This window comes from Paludifilum halophilum, assembly GCF_002245355.1.
Lineage (GTDB): Bacteria > Bacillota > Bacilli > Thermoactinomycetales > DSM-45169 > Paludifilum > Paludifilum halophilum.
In genome coordinates this window covers 538,535-555,858 of sequence record NZ_NOWF01000001.1, presented here as the reverse complement: position 1 = coordinate 555,858, position 17,324 = coordinate 538,535, and the positions used below count along the sequence as shown (strand labels likewise).

The following is a 17,324-nucleotide window of genomic DNA, read 5'->3' as shown; positions in this document are numbered from 1 at the left end:
TTGAATAAAAGGAGAAAGGGGGAGAAAACCCGGAATGAAAATTTCAAGCATACAGATGGACATCGCCTTTGGACAGCCTGATGAAAACTGCCGGCGCGTGCGGGAAAGAGTGGAGCAGGCGGTGGAGCAGGAACAGGCGGAGGTGGTGGTTCTGCCTGAAATGTGGAATACCGGATACGATTTGACCCGCCTGGATGATATCGCTGATCGGGGAGCATTGCGGGAGTGGATGTCCCGATTGGCCCGCGAGAAAAAGGTGACCCTTGTCGCGGGTTCGATTGCGGAAAAGGACGAAAAGGGCTGTTACAATGCCGGTTATGTTTTTTCGCCGGATGGGACGGAGTTGGCTGGTTATCGGAAGTTGCACTTGTTTCGTCTGATGGAGGAAGAAAAGTATCTGATCCCGGGAGAAGACGGACGCGTGGCTTTTGAAATCGGGGGCCACCGGGCCGGGATCATTATTTGCTACGATTTGCGGTTTCCGGAAATGATTCGTTCCTTGGCTCTGGACGGGATGCAGATTTTGTTCGTTCCTGCGGAGTGGCCTCATCCCCGCTTAAACCATTGGCGAGTGCTCAATCAAGCCCGGGCTGTTGAAAACCAGCTCTTTGTCGTGGCTGTCAATCGGGTGGGACAAGGGGGCAAAAACACTTTTTGCGGTCATTCCATGGTCATCGATCCCTGGGGAGAGATCTTGGCCGAAGGGGAGGAAGAAGAAACCATTCTAACAGTGGATATCGATCTGAACGAAGTGGATCGGGTGCGGCGAAAAATTCCCGTTTTCAAGGATCGGGTTCCTGACCGCTATCGCCTGTGACCGATGAAGAAGCCGAAAGGCTTCTTTTTCTTTTGAGGACGGGCGTTCGGTTGATTGACAGTCGAGGAACTCTCAGCTAATATGAAACACGTACTAAATCGATAATACCGATGGATGAAGTGGGAATAAATAAAGGGGTGGATTTGTTGAAGAAGTTATGGACCGGTTTGGCTCTGATCTCTCTGGCCGTATTGACAGCTTGCGGAGGAGGGGACCAGGAGGCCGGACAGAACAAAGACCTTCTCGAGGGAATCAAAAAGCGGGGGGAAATCCGCATTGGTACAGAGGGTACCTATAAACCGTTCAGCTTTCGGGATGAAAAGACCGATCAATTGACCGGTTACGACGTGGAAGTGGCCAAAGAAATGGCCGAACGGATGGGGGTGAAGGCCAAGTTTGTGGAAAGCCCCTGGGATTCCATGTTAACCAGTTTGAACACGGGACGTTTCGATACAGTGGCCAATCAGGTCGGGATTAAGGAGAAACGAAAGGAAAAATACGACTTTACCGAACCTTACACCGTGTCTTATGCGACGATGGTCGTTCACAAGGAGAACGATGAGATTAAAGAACTCGAGGACGTCAAAGGGAAAAAAGCGGCCCAGACTCCGACCAGCAATTATGGAAAAATGGCTGAGGAGGCCGGTGCCAACATCGTCGCCTATGAAGATATGATGACGGCGATGAGAGATGTGGCTGCCAAACGGGCTGATGTCAGCTTTAATGATCGTTTGGCGGTAGCGGAAATGATGAAATCCGTCGATTTGCCTTTAAAGACAGTCGGAAAACCGATGGAGAAATCAGAGATGGCTTTTCCTGTCCCCAAGGGAAATGAGGATCTGGTAAAAGCGATGAATCAAGCACTCGACGAGATGCGTCAGGACGGTACCTTGACCGAGATCTCAAAAAAATGGTTCGGGGAAGATGTTTCAAACCCGTAGTACGAGAAATCCTCTGGGCGGGCCAGAGGATTTTCCCTTTCATTCGGTTATTTAATACAAAGTGTTCGGTTGTTTTTTCTTCCCGGCCAAGGAGTCTTCCTGCTCGTCGGCGGGGTGGAAGACGGTTACCAGAGGCTTTCGTTCAATGTCGACGGTGTCGTGAAAATCCGGTTTTTCCTGCTGTTCTTTTAGGTTGATTTTTTCCACTTCTACAGTATGAATCTCTTTTCGGATATGGATAGAATTGAGTTCAAAGTACTTTTCCAGGGTGCTCTGCAGGTCCCGATGGAACGCTTCTTTGTCGACTCCCTTGTATTCGCAGGCAATATCGATCTGAATGTCCAGCTTGAGCATGCATGGCACCCCCTTTCGTTGATGATTTTTAAGACGGCGGAACCGGATCCGGGCACGTCTTTATGTTCCATACTAAAATAAACCAACCTCGAGGACAATACTCACCCGCGGGCCTTTCATCGTAAAAATCGGATACCGCGGTGCGCACCTTTATAGAGAAAAGAGGATGGCGATGATGGAGATTCAATGGGAGAAGCTTTTTGACCCGCAACTGGCACTTGAATCCTTTCCCTTTGTTCTGCAAGGGGTCGGATATACCATTTTCCTCAGCTTTTTGACGATGTTCATCGGATTGATTCTCGGTTTAATCACAGCAATCGGACGGATGTCCGGAAAAATCGGACTTCGATGGCCGGCCCGGGCCTATATTTCCGTGATCCGGGGAACGCCGCTGTTGGTCCAGCTGTTTATTCTGTATTTCGGACTTCAGGTTATCGGGCTCACGTTGACTCCGATTACCGCGGCGATTATCGGCCTTTCTCTCAATGTGGGGGGATACGCGGCAGAGACGATCCGGGGAGCGATTCTATCCATTCCCAACGGCCAGTGGGAGGCGGCTCAATCACTCAATATGACTTATTGGCAGACTATGCGGCGGATTGTGATTCCTCAGTCGGTCCGTGTCGCTTTACCTCCTCTGGCCAACACCTTTCTCAGTTTGGTAAAGGATACGTCCCTGCTCTCCGTCATCACCGTGCCGGAGATGTTGTACCGAGCCAAAATCATCGGGGGGCAATCCTTTGATTATATGACGATGTATTTGCTGGTGGCCATGATGTATTGGGTGATCTGTACCGTGCTCAATCTGTTTCAGGATCGCCTGGAAAAACGATACGGCCGCTTCGCGGCGTAAAAGGGGGTGACAGGATGATCGACATCCGGGATTTATATAAACAATTTGATGAACATGAGGTGTTAAAGGGGATTGACTGGCGGGTGGAGCAAGGACAAGTCTTGTGCGTCATCGGGCCCAGCGGTTCCGGAAAATCCACCCTGCTTCGCTGTATCAACCTGCTGGAAATACCGACGCGGGGGGAGATCGCTGTCGACGAGAAGCGGATCGTTTTCGGGAACCGTTCTCCCAAAGAGCGGGAGATCCGAGAACTCCGCGGGAAGACGGGAATGGTATTTCAAAATTTTAATCTGTTTCCTCACAAAACGGCTTTGGAAAATGTCATTGAAGGTCCTCTGGTCGTAAAAAAGGCAGACAGAGACCGGGTGGTTCACCGGGGGAGAGAGCTCTTGGCTAAAGTGGGTTTGGCGGATAAGGAAGAGGCGTATCCCTCCCAGCTTTCCGGGGGTCAGCAGCAACGGGTGGCGATCGCCCGGGCTCTGGCGATGGAGCCGGAGGTGCTTCTTTTTGATGAGCCGACATCCGCCCTGGATCCGGAATTGATCGGTGAAGTGCTTCTTACGATGAAAGAGTTGGCCAAGGAAAAACAGACGATGGTCATCGTGACCCACGAGATGGAGTTCGCCCGGGATGTGGCGGATCAAGTGGTTTTCATGGATGAGGGAAAGATTGTAGAGGCGGGTCCTCCGTCGCAGATTTTCTCCAGCCCGAACCGGGAACGGACGCGCCGGTTTTTATCAAAAATGCCGGTGGAAAAGAAATGATCCATGAACGATTTCGGGTTCTCCGCTAAAAAAGCACTCTCCTGACACAGGAGAGTGCTTTTTTTCGTAACAGCTGTTTTACGGTCAAATTTTCCTCAAGTTTTTCAGCGGACGCGGGGGGCAGATCTTCGCCGTCAGTTTGGATACCACGTAGATCGCGATCAGGCTGGAGACCATGGCCAACGTTCGGAAGGGGAAGAGGACAGCTCCGTCTTCCACCATCGGATAAGGGATAATCTGGGGAATCCCCAATACCGGCTCACCGCCGCCGAATCGAAGGATAAAGGCGACGACCAATCCGGCGATGGATCCATACCGGTTGGCTCCTTTAAAGAAGAGAGCCATGGTCAACTGCGGGAACAGCATGCAGTAAACAAAATCGCTGCTCAGGTACCACAGTTCGTAAACACTTTTCACATTGAGGGCGATCAACGTGGCAGCCACTCCGATGATGACGATCGACCGCTTGATGATTTTTTGCAGTTGTTCCCCGGAGGCTTTCGGCTTCACCAGCGGGCGATACACGTTCCAGGAGGCCAAGGAGGAAGCGGACAGAATCGATGAGTCCACGGAGCTCATCACAGCCGCCGCTAGAGCACCCAGCCCGAGGGCGCCGATCAACTCAGGTGTCAGATAGCGGAGAACATAGGGCAGAATTAGTGCGGAGGTTTCGGGTTCTGAGGCTCCGAGTGCCGCCCAATCGGTATTGAAACCGATCACTCCGATCAATGCCGCGGGGATAGCGGCGATGATCGCCCAGAAACCGGCGAGGATGGACAGCCACATGGCTGTTTTTTCGCTCTTCGCGGAAAGAACCCGCTGGAAGTATACCTGCCATGGGATACCGCCGAAGATGAGCAGAAGGGCGGAATCCCACCAATTCCAATAATACGGACCCCAATCCGGATCTTTCCATCCATCCAGGGGAGGAATCAGGCTGGAAAAGTTGCTTCCCATTTGTTCCATCCCGGTGACATAGTTGGACCAGTTTTGGGCGAAGCCGCCGGTCTCTCCGAGGGCGAAGGGAACGACCAGGTACAGACCGACGATGATGATGCCGAATTGCAACACGTCGGTGTATACAACGGACCACAGACCGCCGACAACCGTATAGGCGACAGCGATGGCGGCGGAAAGGATGATGGAAGTCGTGAAATCCAATCCTAAAATGGTTCCGAAAGTGGTTCCCAGAGCCGTCAGAATCGCTCCGCTCCAGAAGATTTCACCGGCGAGGGCCGGGAGGAACAGGACTCCGGTGACGCGGTCACCGAAACGGGCCTCCAAGGGGTCCAGCATGGTGGTGAATTGGTAGCGGCGCATCTTTCGGGCGTAGAAAATTCCGCCAATAATCAGACTGAGGGCGTACCCCCAGGGTGCCTGCACCCATACGAGGCCGGAGGCATAGGAACTTTCAGCCGTACCGTTGATATAACCGCCCCCGACCCAGGTAGCAGCCATGGTGAACATGGATATCCAAATGGGGACTTGGCGACCTCCCAGCATCATATCGCTCAGGTTGTCGCTTTTTTTGCCGGCGGTTACTGCACCGATGTAGTATACGAGAGCGTAAGAGATCAGCATGAAGAACAGACCGCCCCAGAACACTTCCCGTTCAGTGACCACGGCATAGATGAAGATTAAACTGAAAACGATGAGAATCCCCAGGATGCCGAGGGTCCCCGGAGAAGTCCAAAAAGAACGCTTCTGATCCGTACCATGATTGTTATTGTCTCCCACAGTGTGCCATCACTCCTTAGCTCTTGCTGTCTGGATCGTCGGGAATGGGTACGTATTGGAAGATGTCTCCGTTTTCAAAAACACTGACCAAGTTCCTGAGCCAAGCGTAATAGCGTTTGGCTTCGGCCAGTTTTTTCAAGTCCTCTTTGGCTTGCCGCGCTTCCTCCTCCGGAGTTTGATCCTCTTCCATCAATCGGATGAGTTTTTTCTCTGTTTTCGCCAATGCTTTTTGATTCAGTTCAATCTCTTTTTCCCAAAGCCGGGCGAAAAATTCCACGAAGGAGCGAAACTGATCGTGTTCCGCTTCATACAAGTCCTTGCGAACCCCTTTTTGCCATTTTTTATGGACCAATTTCAATTCCGAGAGGGCCCGAACACCGGTACTCATACTCGTTTTGCTCATCCCGGTCAGGTTGCGCATCTCGTCAAGGGTCATCGGACTTTCATGGAAAAACATGATTCCGAACACTCTTCCCATGGAAGGGCTGAGACCGTACATTTCCATTGTTTCCGCCAGGGATTCAATATAATCGCGGCGTGCATTTTCAATATGGCTCATATCTGAGGACGCCAAAGCAGACACTCCTTCATGAGAACCTCATACATTCTTATCGTACCCAAAAAAATCCCGAACAAATCGTTTGTACAGTTTTCTTTGTACGGACGTTTCACATACTAACATAGTGAATCGGGATGTCAAATGAAAGGGACGATTGAAGGTTATGATAAAAGCAGGGTTGCACAATGAACATTCGAGTGGTAATCTTACAGATGAATCAGTTCGTACAGAAAAAACTGTACAAACTTTAAAGTGAATTGAGGTGAGTGGTAGTTGGAACCGAAAAAGATGTTTATCAATGGTGAATGGGTGGCGGCCCAATCCGGTGATACAAGGGAGATCATCAACCCTTATAACCAGGAAGTGATCGCTGTCGTCCCGGAAGGGGATCGCACCGATGCAAAACGTGCGATCCAAGCTGCCCGGGAAGCCTTTGATCATGGAGAATGGCCCCATCTCCCCGCCGCTGAACGGGGAAAGAAGCTGTACCAGATTGCGGAATCCATCGATCGCCACAATGAAGAGCTGGCCCGTCTGGAGACACTGGACTCCGGTAAGACATTGGTGGAAAGTCGGGCGGATATGGAGGATATCGCCGGTGTGTTCCGCTATTATGCAGGCTTGGCCGATAAGGACGGCGGGGAAATCATCGAACCGCCGATGCCTGATGCGGTCAGCCAAGTCATCCGGGAGCCTGTCGGTGTGGCGGGGATGATTACGCCTTGGAACTATCCACTGTTGCAAGCTTCTTGGAAGTTGGCTCCCGCTTTGGCGGCGGGGTGTACGATGGTATTGAAGACGAGTGAGACTACTCCCATGACATCGCTGAAAATCGTGGAATTGATGGAGGAGATCGGTTTCCCCAAGGGGGTTGTCAACGTCGTGACCGGTCCTGGACCTTCCGTGGGAGCCGAGTTGTCCGAATCTCCCGAGGTGGATCTGATTTCCTTTACCGGTGGAGTCGAGACCGGCCGCAAAATTATGCAGGCCGCTTCCGGCAATATGAAGAAAATCGCCCTGGAACTCGGCGGGAAGAACCCCAATATCGTCTTTGCCGACAGTGATTTTGAAACGACGGTCGATTATGCGATGAACGCTGTCTACTTCCATGCCGGACAAGTCTGTTCCGCCGGAGCCCGTTTGATCGTGGAAGAAAGCCTTCACGACCGGCTGGTCGAAGAGCTTCTTAAGCGGGTTAAACGCATCCGGTTGGGCAACGGGTTGGATGAAGCTACCCAGATGGGGCCGTTGACATCCGGAGAGCACCGGGCCAAAGTGGAAAAATACATCCAAATCGGGCAAGAAGAAGGGGCGAAACTCCTGATCGGCGGCAAGCGGCCGAACGGGGAAGAATATGAAAAGGGATTCTTTGTGGAACCGACCATTTTTGACGGTTGTGACACAAAGATGAAGATCGTTCAGGAGGAAACCTTCGGACCGATCCTTACGATTGAAACCTTCCGTACGGAAGGGGAAGCCATTCAATTGGCCAACGATTCCGCTTATGGCTTGGCCGGCGGGGTTTGGACCCAGGATATGTACCGGGCTCAGCGCGTCAGCCGTGCTCTGCGGATGGGAACAGTCTGGATCAACGATTTCCATCCCTACTTCCCGCAAGCACCTTGGGGCGGTTACAAACAGTCCGGAATCGGCCGGGAGCTGGGTAAAACCGGCTTGGAGGAGTACACAGAACAGAAACATATCTACCATAATCTGAATCCCCAACCGATGGGTTGGTTTTAATCGCGAAGGAGGAATGGGCGATGATGCGTTTTGAACAGATGATGGACATGAAACAATTTGTAATGCCGACTACGGTGAAATCCGGTATCGGTGCCTCCCGAACCACCGGTGAAGAAGCCAAGAATTTGGGAATCAGCAAGGCGATGATTGTCACCGATAAGGGGATTTATCAGGCCGGTATTGTGGAACCCGTCGAAAAAAACCTGCGGGAAGCGGGTGTCGATGTTTACGTTTTTAATGAGATTCAGGGTGAACCCGATACGGAGCTGATCGGCCGGGGCAGTAAAGTTTTCAATGAGCAGGGATGCAACGGTCTGATCGCGATCGGCGGAGGCAGCTCCATGGATACCGCCAAGGGGATCGGTGTTGAAGTGGCCCACGGTGAGCCTGTACTCAATTATGAGGCTTCCGATAACGGGAAACCGTTGGAGCATCGGATTCCGCCGTTTATCACCATTCCCACCACCGCCGGTACCGGCAGTGAAGTGACTCAGTGGGCGGTGATTAAGGACCCGGTACGGGAGATCAAGTTTAACACCGGTGGTCCGCTGATCCCGGCTTACATGGCGATCATCGATCCCGAGTTGCATCTGTCCATGCCGCCGCATATCACCGCCGCTACCGGAGTGGACGCTTTGTCCCACGCCATCGAATGCTATACGATGCACCAATCCCAACCGATCACTGACGCTGTCGCCCTCTTGGCGATGGAGTATGTGGCCAAATACATCCGCCGGGCTTATGCCAATGGCCAGGATATCGAAGCTCGCTACGGAATGGCCCAGGCTGCGATGCTGGCCGGTCTGTCCTACGGAAGCGATTCCGCCGGCGCGGCTCACGCCATGGCGCAAACCCTGGGCGGAATGGTGCCGGTCATGCACGGACAGTGTGTTTCCGCGATGTTGCCTCCCGTGATGGAGTATAACTGGATGGGCTGCCCGGATAAATTCGCCCGGATCGCTAAGGCGCTGGGAGTGGATACGGAAGGGATGACCACAGAAGAGGCGGCGAAATCCGCCATCCTGGAAGTGGAAGCTCTGGTGATGGAGCTGAATATCCCGACCCTGTCGGAACAGGGAGTCGATCCGGAACAGATTGACCGCTACGCCCAAGCCGCCTATGATGATCCGCAAACCTTCGGCAACCCTCGGATTATCGACCTGGAGGGTTACAAGTGGATTTACCGCCGCTGTCTGGGTCTGGAAGAATCCACGATTTACTAAAAAGCAATCTCTGCGACCGATAGGACACCAGGGCTTTGCCCCGCTATTCAAAAAGGCGACTGCCTGCTGCCGACCGCAGCTTGGCGTCGCCTTTTTTATTTCCTTTCTAGTAGATTTCCACCGTTGCCTCTGACCGGACCGGTTTCGCCTTCATAGATTGATAGTAGAGGTGATGGATGATGGCGAAAGTCGTAATCGATCCCGGACACGGGGGGAGCGACCCCGGAGCCGTTAACGGCAGCTACCGGGAAAAGGACTTTACTCTGCAAATCGGGTTGAGGGTGAGGGACTATCTGCAGAACAACTATGATGTTGATCTGTTGATGACCCGAACCTCGGATCAGACGGTCAGTCTGAGTGAAAGAACCCAATTGGCCAACAGAAACAATGCGGACTATTTTTGCTCGATCCACATCAATGCAGGCGGAGGTACCGGATGGGAAAGCTATATCTACAACGGAAGTGTTTCCGATAAAACCGTTCAAGCCCAGAATACCATTCATTCCACAGTCATGGGCGTAATCGGCGGTCAATACGGAGTGCGGGATCGGGGCAAGAAACGGGCCAACTTTCATGTGCTCCGGGAATCGCATATGCCGGCGATTCTGTTGGAGAACCTGTTTATCGATACCACTTCGGATCTGAACCTGTTGCGGAATTCGTCATTTATCAATGATTTGTCCAGGGCGATCGGTGAGGGGATTGCCAAAGCTCTTTCTTTACCGGGAGCACCGGATAAACTGTATAAAGTCATCGCTGGATCGTTTCAGGAACGCCAAAATGCCGAAAACAGAAAACAATTTTTGGAGGAAAACGGGATTGGAGCGTTTATTGTTTCCGTCGAGATAGACGGTCAAACCTGGTATCGGGTGCAGGCAGGAGCTTTTCGGGAAAGGGCGAATGCCGAAGTTCGCTTGCAAGAAGTCGAGGATCTGGGAATTTCCGACGCTTATATCCTTTATGAGTAACTTGAACGGAGCCCGATTTTCGACTTCGCGCCGGGTTGCCCTCCTGCAGATGTGAAACGATCCGCGACCTTTTCTCCGAACCGAACCCGCATTCATAAGGAAAAGCGAGTTCGGTTCAGTCCTCCGAAAATTTCCACTAGAAGCTTTGTGATTGAGCACGTCCTTGGTGGGTCGGAGTGGGGTTCCACACTCCGTTTCGTTGTTCTGACGAGCCAAAGGCACTCCGTGTGGAACCCTACCCTCCCGAACAGGAGACTTTTTCACTGGACTTCTAGGTTGTCAGCCATAACGAGACCGGGGAGCGAAGCGATCCCAGGCGAGACTTGTTTTCCTGAATATACCTCTCCATTCGGCATTTCGTCCCCCCTTCCTATAGAAAAACAGCCGCTGCTGTCGTGAAGGACAGAGGCGGCTGTTTTAGGATATCGGGTGTTTCTTCGGTGTCAAGTGGAAGGAAACGTCCTCATCCAGGTAAAACAGACCGGCGTTGATCACTTCCACCTCCACTTTGGGGTGATACTGGCGGATGGTCTCGCGGATTCGCTGTCTCTTTTCGGAGTGCAGTTCGTCGCTCATGCGCCACTCTTCGGGATAATAGGCGTCTAACCGCGCCAGTTCCTGCTTCATTCTCTCTTCGGCGGAACGGGCCCAGGATAAATCCTGCTGTTCAATGATCCCCTGCAAAAAATATTCCATTTCCCCTACCGCTTCCGGGACTGAGATCAGAGCCGGTATGATATGACGGTGGGTGGGAAGTTTGGAGGACCACTCCCGGTTTCGGATCCGGTCGAAAAATCCTTGCAACAGATCGCCGGTTCGCAGGTGAATGCCTAGCTGAATGATTTCATCCTTCTTTTGGTCACAGATGTAGGAGAGTTTGTAGTTGACACCGAGCCAGGGCGTATAGGGCTTGGATTCGTCCCGGCGCCGGAGTCGGCCGGAATCGTTTTCATACAGGCGGACGAAGCGTCCGTTTTTTTGCGCCGATTTCAGGATCTGAGAGAACCGGGGGGAACCGAAGGAGAGAAGTTCGCTCCGGATCTTTGGAGGAGCTTTGTCCGGCTCAAAAGCAAAGGTCAGCGTGACGGGCTGAGGCTTGATTCCCATCTTCTCCACGTACATCCAATAGAAGGGTCGGTGAACCAGATCCTTGTCCGTTTTTACGGAGAGTTGTGTCTGAAGATAATCGGGTGTTTGTTCGATGATCCGACAATCATAAGCTTTTAAAAACCGTTCGGTAAAAGATTTAACTTGATTGGGTTCCATCCAACAACACATCCCGTCGATGATTTTCTGTCTCCACTTCTTCCCGGGCCCGGCGGATGTGATCGCCCAAACCGGTTAGACGATGCCGGATTTCCTCATCATCCCCGGATTCCAACATGATTCTCTTCAGGTTTTGTTCCACACCCTCTTTTAATTCCAGCTGTTCCAGGATGGTTTCCAAGTCACCGATCACCGTTCGGAACATGTCGATTTTTTCGTGTAGGAGCCAGAGGATATGATCTTCGATGGTGTCGGCTGTGGCGAAGTTGTAAATCGTTACATCCTTGGTCTGTCCCAGCCGGTGAACCCGTCCGATTCGCTGTTCCACCCGCATCGGGTTCCAGGGCAAATCGTAATTGATGATGTGGTGGCAAAATTGGAGGTTGACTCCTTCACCCCCAGCCTCTGTGGCGACCATGACCTGAGCCCGGTTTCGAAAGAGTTCCATCATCCAATCCTTTTTATTTCGTTGAAACCCGCCTCGATAAGGGACGGCAGGGATTTTTTTCGCAGTGAGGGAGCGCAGGAGAAGGTCCTGGGTCGCCCGGTATTCTGTAAACAGGATCACTTTTTCGTCGATGGATTGGATGAGTTGAATCGCTTTTTCCACTTTGGATTGCTGTTTGACCCTTCGAAGGAGGTCGACGAGATGGTGAACTTCCGGAGAGAGTTCTTCTTTTCCCTGCTCTCCTTTTTGAAACAGCTTAAAGAGGGTTAAAAAAGCGGCGTCCCGACTGCTGCAAACCTCTTTTTGCAGGGTGATCAGGGAAAGGAGATTTTTTAAGCCCATCCCTTGTCGGTACTGATCCCGGATAAATCGGGTGATACCCTCATAAAGTTCTCTTTCCGGGGGGGACAGAGTAATAGGGATGGTCTGTACCTTGCGCTCGGTAAAAGAGATATGGCCGTCGCTTCGTTTATTGCGGATCATCACTTGTTGAACTTCTTTCCGCAGTTGCGCTTCGTTTTTCGGTTTCCTCTTTCCGGCGACATAATTGGTGGAAAAGGCGGTCTGTTGTCCCAATTGACCGGGTTTGAGCAGAGTGACTAGATTGTACAGCTCATGAAGATCGTTTTGCACCGGTGTCGCAGTGAGGAGAAGGGCGTATTTTTTTTGCAGTTCGTTGATAAACTGCCAGTTTTTTGTCCGTCGGTTTTTCAGTTTATGGGCTTCATCCACGATCAAGAGATCGTAATGCTTGCTAAGGACTTTGGAACGGTGAGGGTTCCGCTTCGCTGTGTCGATGGATGCAACCAGGAGATCGCAATGATCCCACATCCACTCCTTCTTATGAGCCACGGCGGGAATCTGGAACTTTTGGTTTAATTCCCGGGTCCACTGAAGAACAAGGGAAGAAGGAACAAGGATCAACGCATTTTTTACCAAACCCCGGATCATGTATTCTTTGAGGATCAGTCCCGCTTCAATCGTTTTACCAAGACCCACTTCATCGGCCAGGATCGCCCGGCCCCGCATGTCCCCCAAGACGCGGCGCGCCGTTTTAATCTGGTGAGGAAGCGGTTCGAATCCTTGTAAACTCCGCAGACATTGCAGCGTATCAAAATCGGGTATGATTTGGGACTCGGCCGCCTCCAGCGCTAGTTGAAACCGTTCCCAGGTTGACCATCCGCTGTCCGTTTCCATATGGTTTTGAAAAGTGTTCAGCCACCTGCGATCCATCCGAATCGGTACCGACTTCATCCGTCGCACCTCCTTTTTAACCTTTGGGCGTCTTTTTTTGCTTTGATGCAAGCGGTCATTTCCTTAGTATGGATGAAGAAACACGGATTATGAGGTTTTCCTTGTCTCAAGGTATCGAAATCAAGGGGAAAATGTGGCACAATGAAAGGGAAATAACCCTGGTTTCAGCGGTTGAAGGCGGGAGGAGAGTCCACCTTTAGTGGCGCCGAAGGAGCAAGCCGATTGGCGAATCTCTCAGGCAAAAGGAGGCCCGCCGGACGTTCCTCTGGAAAGCGCTCTTTTCAGAGCCACCCAAGGGGCAATCCCGGTTTGTGCGATCGGGCTAAACTCTCAGGTCACCGGACAGGGGCTTTATGAATCGGGGATACGAAATCGACGGAGGTGGAGATCGTGGCGGATGTCAAACGTACACCGCTTTATCCCGTGTACAAGGATAAAGCCAAACTGGTTCCCTTCGGCGGCTGGGAGATGCCGGTCCAGTTTTCCGGGATTAAGGCCGAGCATGAAGCGGTTCGGACCCGGGCCGGGTTATTCGATGTGTCCCATATGGGGGAGGCGGAAATTACCGGCTCGGACGCGTTGCAGTTGGTACAGCGCTTAACGACCAACGACGCGTCCAAACTGGAGCCGGGCCGAGTGCAGTATACGGCCATGTGTTATCCGGACGGAGGTACGGTGGATGATTTGTTGGTGTATATGCGCGGAGAAGGGGATTACCTGCTGGTGATCAACGCCGCCAACATCGACAAGGATGTGGAATGGATGGGAAAGCATGCATCCGGCGATGTCACCGTGAAGAACGTGTCCGATCGGATCGCCCAGATCGCTTTACAAGGGCCGCGCGCAGAGAAGGTGTTACAGCGGTTGACGGAAACGGACCTCTCCCGGATTCGGCCCTTCCGCTTTCAGGCGGATGTGGATTTGGACGGTGTTTCAGGCTTGGTTTCCCGGACGGGATATACCGGGGAAGACGGGTTTGAAATCTATTTGGATGCGGAAAAAGCCCCGCTCCTGTGGGAGAAAATTCTGGAGACGGGCAAAGACGACGGAGTCGTTCCCTGTGGCTTGGGAGCCCGCGATACCCTTCGTTTCGAGGCGAGGCTCGCCTTGTACGGTAATGAGCTTTCCGCCAGTATCAGTCCGATCGAGGCGGGTATCGGTTTTGCCGTAAAACCGGACAAAGGGGATTTTATCGGTCGCGATGTATTGGTCCGCCAGAAGAAAGAGGGCGCTCCTCGCAAATTGGTGGGTCTGGAGATGGTGGAACGCGGTATTCCCCGCTCCCACTACCCGGTTTACGTGGGGGAGGAGGAAGTGGGCGAAATCACTTCCGGTACTCAATCCCCTACTTTGAAAAAGAATGTCGGTTTGGCTCTGATCAAATGGGAGCACGCTCAACTGGATAACCGGGTGGATGTTGAAATTCGCGGGAAGCGAGTAGCGGCGAAAATCGTCAAGACCCCGTTCTATAAGCGGCCGAATCAATAACCCTGGTAACGGTTTAATCGGTAAGGAGGAGTCCGGATGACTTTCAGATATTTGCCCATGACAGAGGAAGACCGGCGGGAGATGCTGTCAGAGTTGGGGATTGAATCGGTGGAGGAATTGTTCAGCGATATACCGGAGAGCGTTCGATTCAAGGATCGGCTCCGGGTGTCGGAGCCTCTGGCCGAACCCTCTTTGGTGCGCCATATGGGGCGTTTGGCCGGGAAAAATGCATCCTTTGATCGATACACGAGTTTTTTGGGAGCCGGAGCTTATGAGCATCATATCCCCAGCGTGGTTAACCATGTAATTTCCCGTTCCGAATTTTATACCGCGTACACTCCGTATCAGCCGGAGGTGAGCCAGGGGGAATTGCAGGCGATCTTCGAGTTCCAGACAATGATCTGTGAATTGACGGGGATGGACGTGGCCAACTCCTCCATGTACGACGGCCCGACTGCTTTAAGTGAGGCGGCCGGAGTGGCGGCTGCGGTTTCCAAAAGAAAAAAGATTCTGGTTTCTCGGGCGGTTCACCCGGAGGCACGGGCGATCCTTGCGACTCAGGCCCGGGGATTGGGACTGGGGGTTGTGGAAATCCCTTGTTCCGCCGGAGTTACGGATCCGGAGGAACTGGCTTCCGCCGCCGATGAGGGGACCGCTGCGGTTATTGTTCAATCCCCCAACTTTTTCGGTAACTTGGAGGATCTGAGCCGGATTGAACCCATTGCCCATCGACACAAGGGTCTGTTGGTCGTCAGCAGCCATCCGATCGCCTTGGGTCTAATCAAGCCGCCGGGGGAATACGGAGCGGATATTGTTGTCGGAGACGCGCAACCAATGGGAATCCCCGTCCAGTTCGGCGGACCTCATTGCGGCTTTTTCGCTGTCACTCGCAAGCTGATGCGCAAGGTACCGGGGCGGATTGTCGGACAAACCGTGGATGAGGATGGCGTCCGGGGGTTCGTATTGACCCTTCAGGCCCGGGAACAGCATATCCGGAGAGAAAAAGCGACCTCCAACATCTGCTCCAATCAAGCTTTGAATGCCTTGGGGGCGGCTGTTTACATGACGGCCCTGGGGAAAGAAGGGTTGCAAGAGGTTTCCCGGCTCAATCTGAACAAAGCCCATTATGCTCAAAAACGTCTGACTCAAATCCCCGGAGTGGAGCCGGTGTTTGAACAACCGTTCTTCAACGAGTTCGCTGTTAAACTCTCCCGTCCAGCGTCGGAGATCAACAAAAAATTGCTTCGGGAAGGAATGATCGGCGGTTACGACCTCGGCCGGGATTATCCGGAGTTGGAGGGGTCCATGCTTTTGGCCGTCACTGAGATGCGTACGAAAGAGGAAATCGAAGAACTGGCCCGTGTACTGGAGGGAGTATTATGACCGAAGCTAAAGCCCTGATCTTCGAGATGAGCAACCCGGGCCGGAGGGCGTACAGTCTGCCGGAATCCGACGTGCCCGATAAAGAGGCGTCTGAATACCTGCCTGAGGACATGCTCCGACAGACCCCGGCGGATCTGCCGGAAGTGTCGGAATTGGATCTCATCCGCCACTATACAGAGCTTTCCCGCCGCAACCACGGGATCGATAACGGGTTTTATCCGTTGGGCTCCTGTACTATGAAATATAACCCGAAGATTCATGAGGATGTGGCTCGGTACCTGGGATTTTCCAACATCCATCCCTATCAGCCGGAGGAGTCGGTTCAGGGAGCGCTGCAATTGATGTATGAACTACAGCGGGATCTCGCGGAAATCACTGGGATGGATCGGGTTACCCTGCAGTCTGCCGCCGGAGCCCAGGGGGAATGGACCGGCCTGATGATGATCAAGGCCTACCACGAAAGCCGAGGAGACACGAAACGGGATAAGGTGATCGTCCCGGATTCCGCTCACGGAACCAACCCCGCCAGTGCCACTGTCGCCGGATTTCAGGCGGTTACTGTCAAGTCCAATGAAGAAGGGCTGGTCAGTGTAGCCTCCCTCAAGGAAGCCGTCGGTGATGATACGGCGGCCCTGATGCTAACCAATCCGAACACCTTGGGCCTTTTTGAACGGGAGATCAAAGAGATCGCCGATATCGTCCACGAAGCCGGAGGTCTCATCTACTATGACGGGGCGAATGCCAACGCCATCCTGGGGCAAGCTCGACCCGGGGATATGGGGTTTGACGTCGTTCATCTCAACCTGCACAAGACATTTACCACTCCCCACGGCGGAGGCGGACCGGGTTCCGGTCCAGTCGGTGTCAAGGACATTCTGGCTCCCTTCCTGCCGAAACCAGTGGTGGGCAAAGGTTCTCGAGGATACTATTTGGACGACGACATTCCGCAATCCATCGGGCGGATCAAGGCTTATCACGGGAACTTCGGGATGTTGGTGCGGGCCTATACCTACATTCGGACGATGGGTCCGGATGGGCTGCGCCGGGTTTCCGAGGATGCGGTCTTAAATGCCAACTACTTGATGAAAAAGCTTCAGCCTTATTTCGATGTTCCCTATCAACAATTCTGCAAACATGAATTCGTCCTTTCCGGAAACCGGCAAAAAAAGCTGGGAGTTCGTACCCTGGACATGGCCAAACGTCTACTGGATTTCGGTGTTCATCCGCCGACGATCTACTTCCCGCTCATCGTCGACGAGTGTATGATGATCGAGCCGACAGAGACGGAAAGCAAGGAGACGCTGGATCGCTTCGTCGAAGGGATGATTCAAATCGCCCGGGAAGCGGAAGACTGTCCCGAAGACGTCCAGGAAGCGCCTCACCATACCATGATCAAACGACTGGACGAAGTGACCGCCGCCCGTAAACCCGTTTTACGCTGGACCAAGGAGTAAGAAAATCGAATCGATTAGCAGGACCCCGCTGTGTTAGGCAGCGGGGTTTATTTTTAAAAGGACTTTTTTGTC

15 protein-coding genes and 1 riboswitch are annotated in these 17,324 nt (G+C 52.7%); of the genes, 10 read left to right on the top strand and 5 right to left on the bottom strand.

The annotated features are described in order from the left end of the window. Positions 1-34: 34 nt before the first annotated feature. Together CHM34_RS02585 and CHM34_RS02580 are read left to right on the top strand one after the other, a co-directional pair. Entirely contained in the window at positions 35-817 is a 783-nt protein-coding gene (locus tag CHM34_RS02585; RefSeq protein ID WP_094262984.1) for a carbon-nitrogen family hydrolase, read from the top strand. 146 nt (positions 818-963) lie between these two features. After that, positions 964-1,758 (top strand): transporter substrate-binding domain-containing protein, encoded by a 795-nt coding sequence (locus CHM34_RS02580; protein ID WP_439116299.1) that lies wholly within the window; start codon positions 964-966, stop codon positions 1,756-1,758. 51 nt (positions 1,759-1,809) lie between these two features. Here CHM34_RS02580 and CHM34_RS02575 read toward each other — a convergent pair whose 3' ends face one another. After that, positions 1,810-2,112 (bottom strand): hypothetical protein, encoded by a 303-nt coding sequence (locus tag CHM34_RS02575; RefSeq protein ID WP_094262982.1) that lies wholly within the window; start codon positions 2,110-2,112, stop codon positions 1,810-1,812. 172 nt (positions 2,113-2,284) lie between these two features. On the opposite strand from CHM34_RS02575, the gene CHM34_RS02570 reads away from it, so the two are divergent. Beyond that, entirely contained in the window at positions 2,285-2,965 is a 681-nt protein-coding gene (locus CHM34_RS02570) for an amino acid ABC transporter permease (protein WP_094262981.1), read from the top strand. A 14-nt stretch (positions 2,966-2,979) separates the two neighbouring features. Then, positions 2,980-3,729, top strand: a complete 750-nt coding sequence (locus CHM34_RS02565) for an amino acid ABC transporter ATP-binding protein (protein ID WP_094262980.1) — start codon at positions 2,980-2,982, stop codon at positions 3,727-3,729. 84 nt (positions 3,730-3,813) lie between these two features. Here the strand turns inward: CHM34_RS02565 and CHM34_RS02560 are convergent, their stop codons facing one another. Further along, positions 3,814-5,397, bottom strand: coding sequence for a high affinity choline transporter 1 (locus CHM34_RS02560; RefSeq protein WP_439116305.1), 1,584 nt, complete (start codon positions 5,395-5,397; stop codon positions 3,814-3,816). 85 nt (positions 5,398-5,482) lie between these two features. Beyond that, the gene (gene cudC / locus CHM34_RS02555; RefSeq protein WP_240511824.1) at positions 5,483-6,040 is read right to left on the bottom strand and encodes a choline uptake/conversion transcriptional regulator CudC; all 558 of its coding nucleotides are present in this window, start codon (positions 6,038-6,040) and stop codon (positions 5,483-5,485) included. A 273-nt stretch (positions 6,041-6,313) separates the two neighbouring features. Here cudC and betB point away from each other — a divergent pair, with 273 nt between their 5' ends. The 3 genes from betB (at position 6,314) to CHM34_RS02540 (ending at position 9,959) form a co-directional block, all read left to right on the top strand. Then, positions 6,314-7,768, top strand: coding sequence for a betaine-aldehyde dehydrogenase (gene betB / locus CHM34_RS02550; RefSeq protein WP_094263100.1), 1,455 nt, complete (start codon positions 6,314-6,316; stop codon positions 7,766-7,768). 23 nt (positions 7,769-7,791) lie between these two features. Continuing rightward, complete coding sequence (gene gbsB, locus CHM34_RS02545) at positions 7,792-8,991, top strand: choline dehydrogenase (protein WP_094263099.1); 1,200 nt, start codon at positions 7,792-7,794, stop codon at positions 8,989-8,991. 179 nt (positions 8,992-9,170) lie between these two features. Beyond that, a complete protein-coding gene (locus CHM34_RS02540; RefSeq protein WP_094263098.1) occupies positions 9,171-9,959 on the top strand; it encodes an N-acetylmuramoyl-L-alanine amidase in 789 nt (262 codons plus the stop codon). A gap of 417 nt (positions 9,960-10,376) precedes the next feature. Here CHM34_RS02540 and CHM34_RS02535 read toward each other — a convergent pair whose 3' ends face one another. Continuing rightward, positions 10,377-11,225, bottom strand: coding sequence for a YqhG family protein (locus CHM34_RS02535; protein ID WP_169713548.1), 849 nt, complete (start codon positions 11,223-11,225; stop codon positions 10,377-10,379). Then, a complete protein-coding gene (locus CHM34_RS02530) occupies positions 11,206-12,927 on the bottom strand; it encodes a DEAD/DEAH box helicase (protein ID WP_094262978.1) in 1,722 nt (573 codons plus the stop codon). The genes CHM34_RS02535 and CHM34_RS02530 overlap by 20 nt, the downstream gene beginning before the upstream one ends. Positions 12,928-13,098: 171 nt before the next feature. Next, positions 13,099-13,187: riboswitch (glycine riboswitch) on the top strand. Between the two features lie 130 nt (positions 13,188-13,317). Here CHM34_RS02530 and gcvT point away from each other — a divergent pair. The 3 genes from gcvT to gcvPB are packed head-to-tail and all read left to right on the top strand — an operon-like array spanning position 13,318 to position 17,252. After that, entirely contained in the window at positions 13,318-14,415 is a 1,098-nt protein-coding gene (gene gcvT, locus CHM34_RS02525; protein WP_094262977.1) for a glycine cleavage system aminomethyltransferase GcvT, read from the top strand. A gap of 36 nt (positions 14,416-14,451) precedes the next feature. Beyond that, positions 14,452-15,798, top strand: coding sequence for an aminomethyl-transferring glycine dehydrogenase subunit GcvPA (gene gcvPA, locus CHM34_RS02520; protein ID WP_094262976.1), 1,347 nt, complete (start codon positions 14,452-14,454; stop codon positions 15,796-15,798). After that, positions 15,795-17,252 carry an aminomethyl-transferring glycine dehydrogenase subunit GcvPB gene (gene gcvPB / locus CHM34_RS02515; RefSeq protein WP_094262975.1) on the top strand — a complete coding sequence of 486 codons (1,458 nt, stop codon included), beginning with the start codon at positions 15,795-15,797 and terminating at the stop codon, positions 17,250-17,252. Before gcvPA ends, gcvPB begins: the two co-directional genes overlap by 4 nt. Positions 17,253-17,324: the final 72 nt, after the last annotated feature.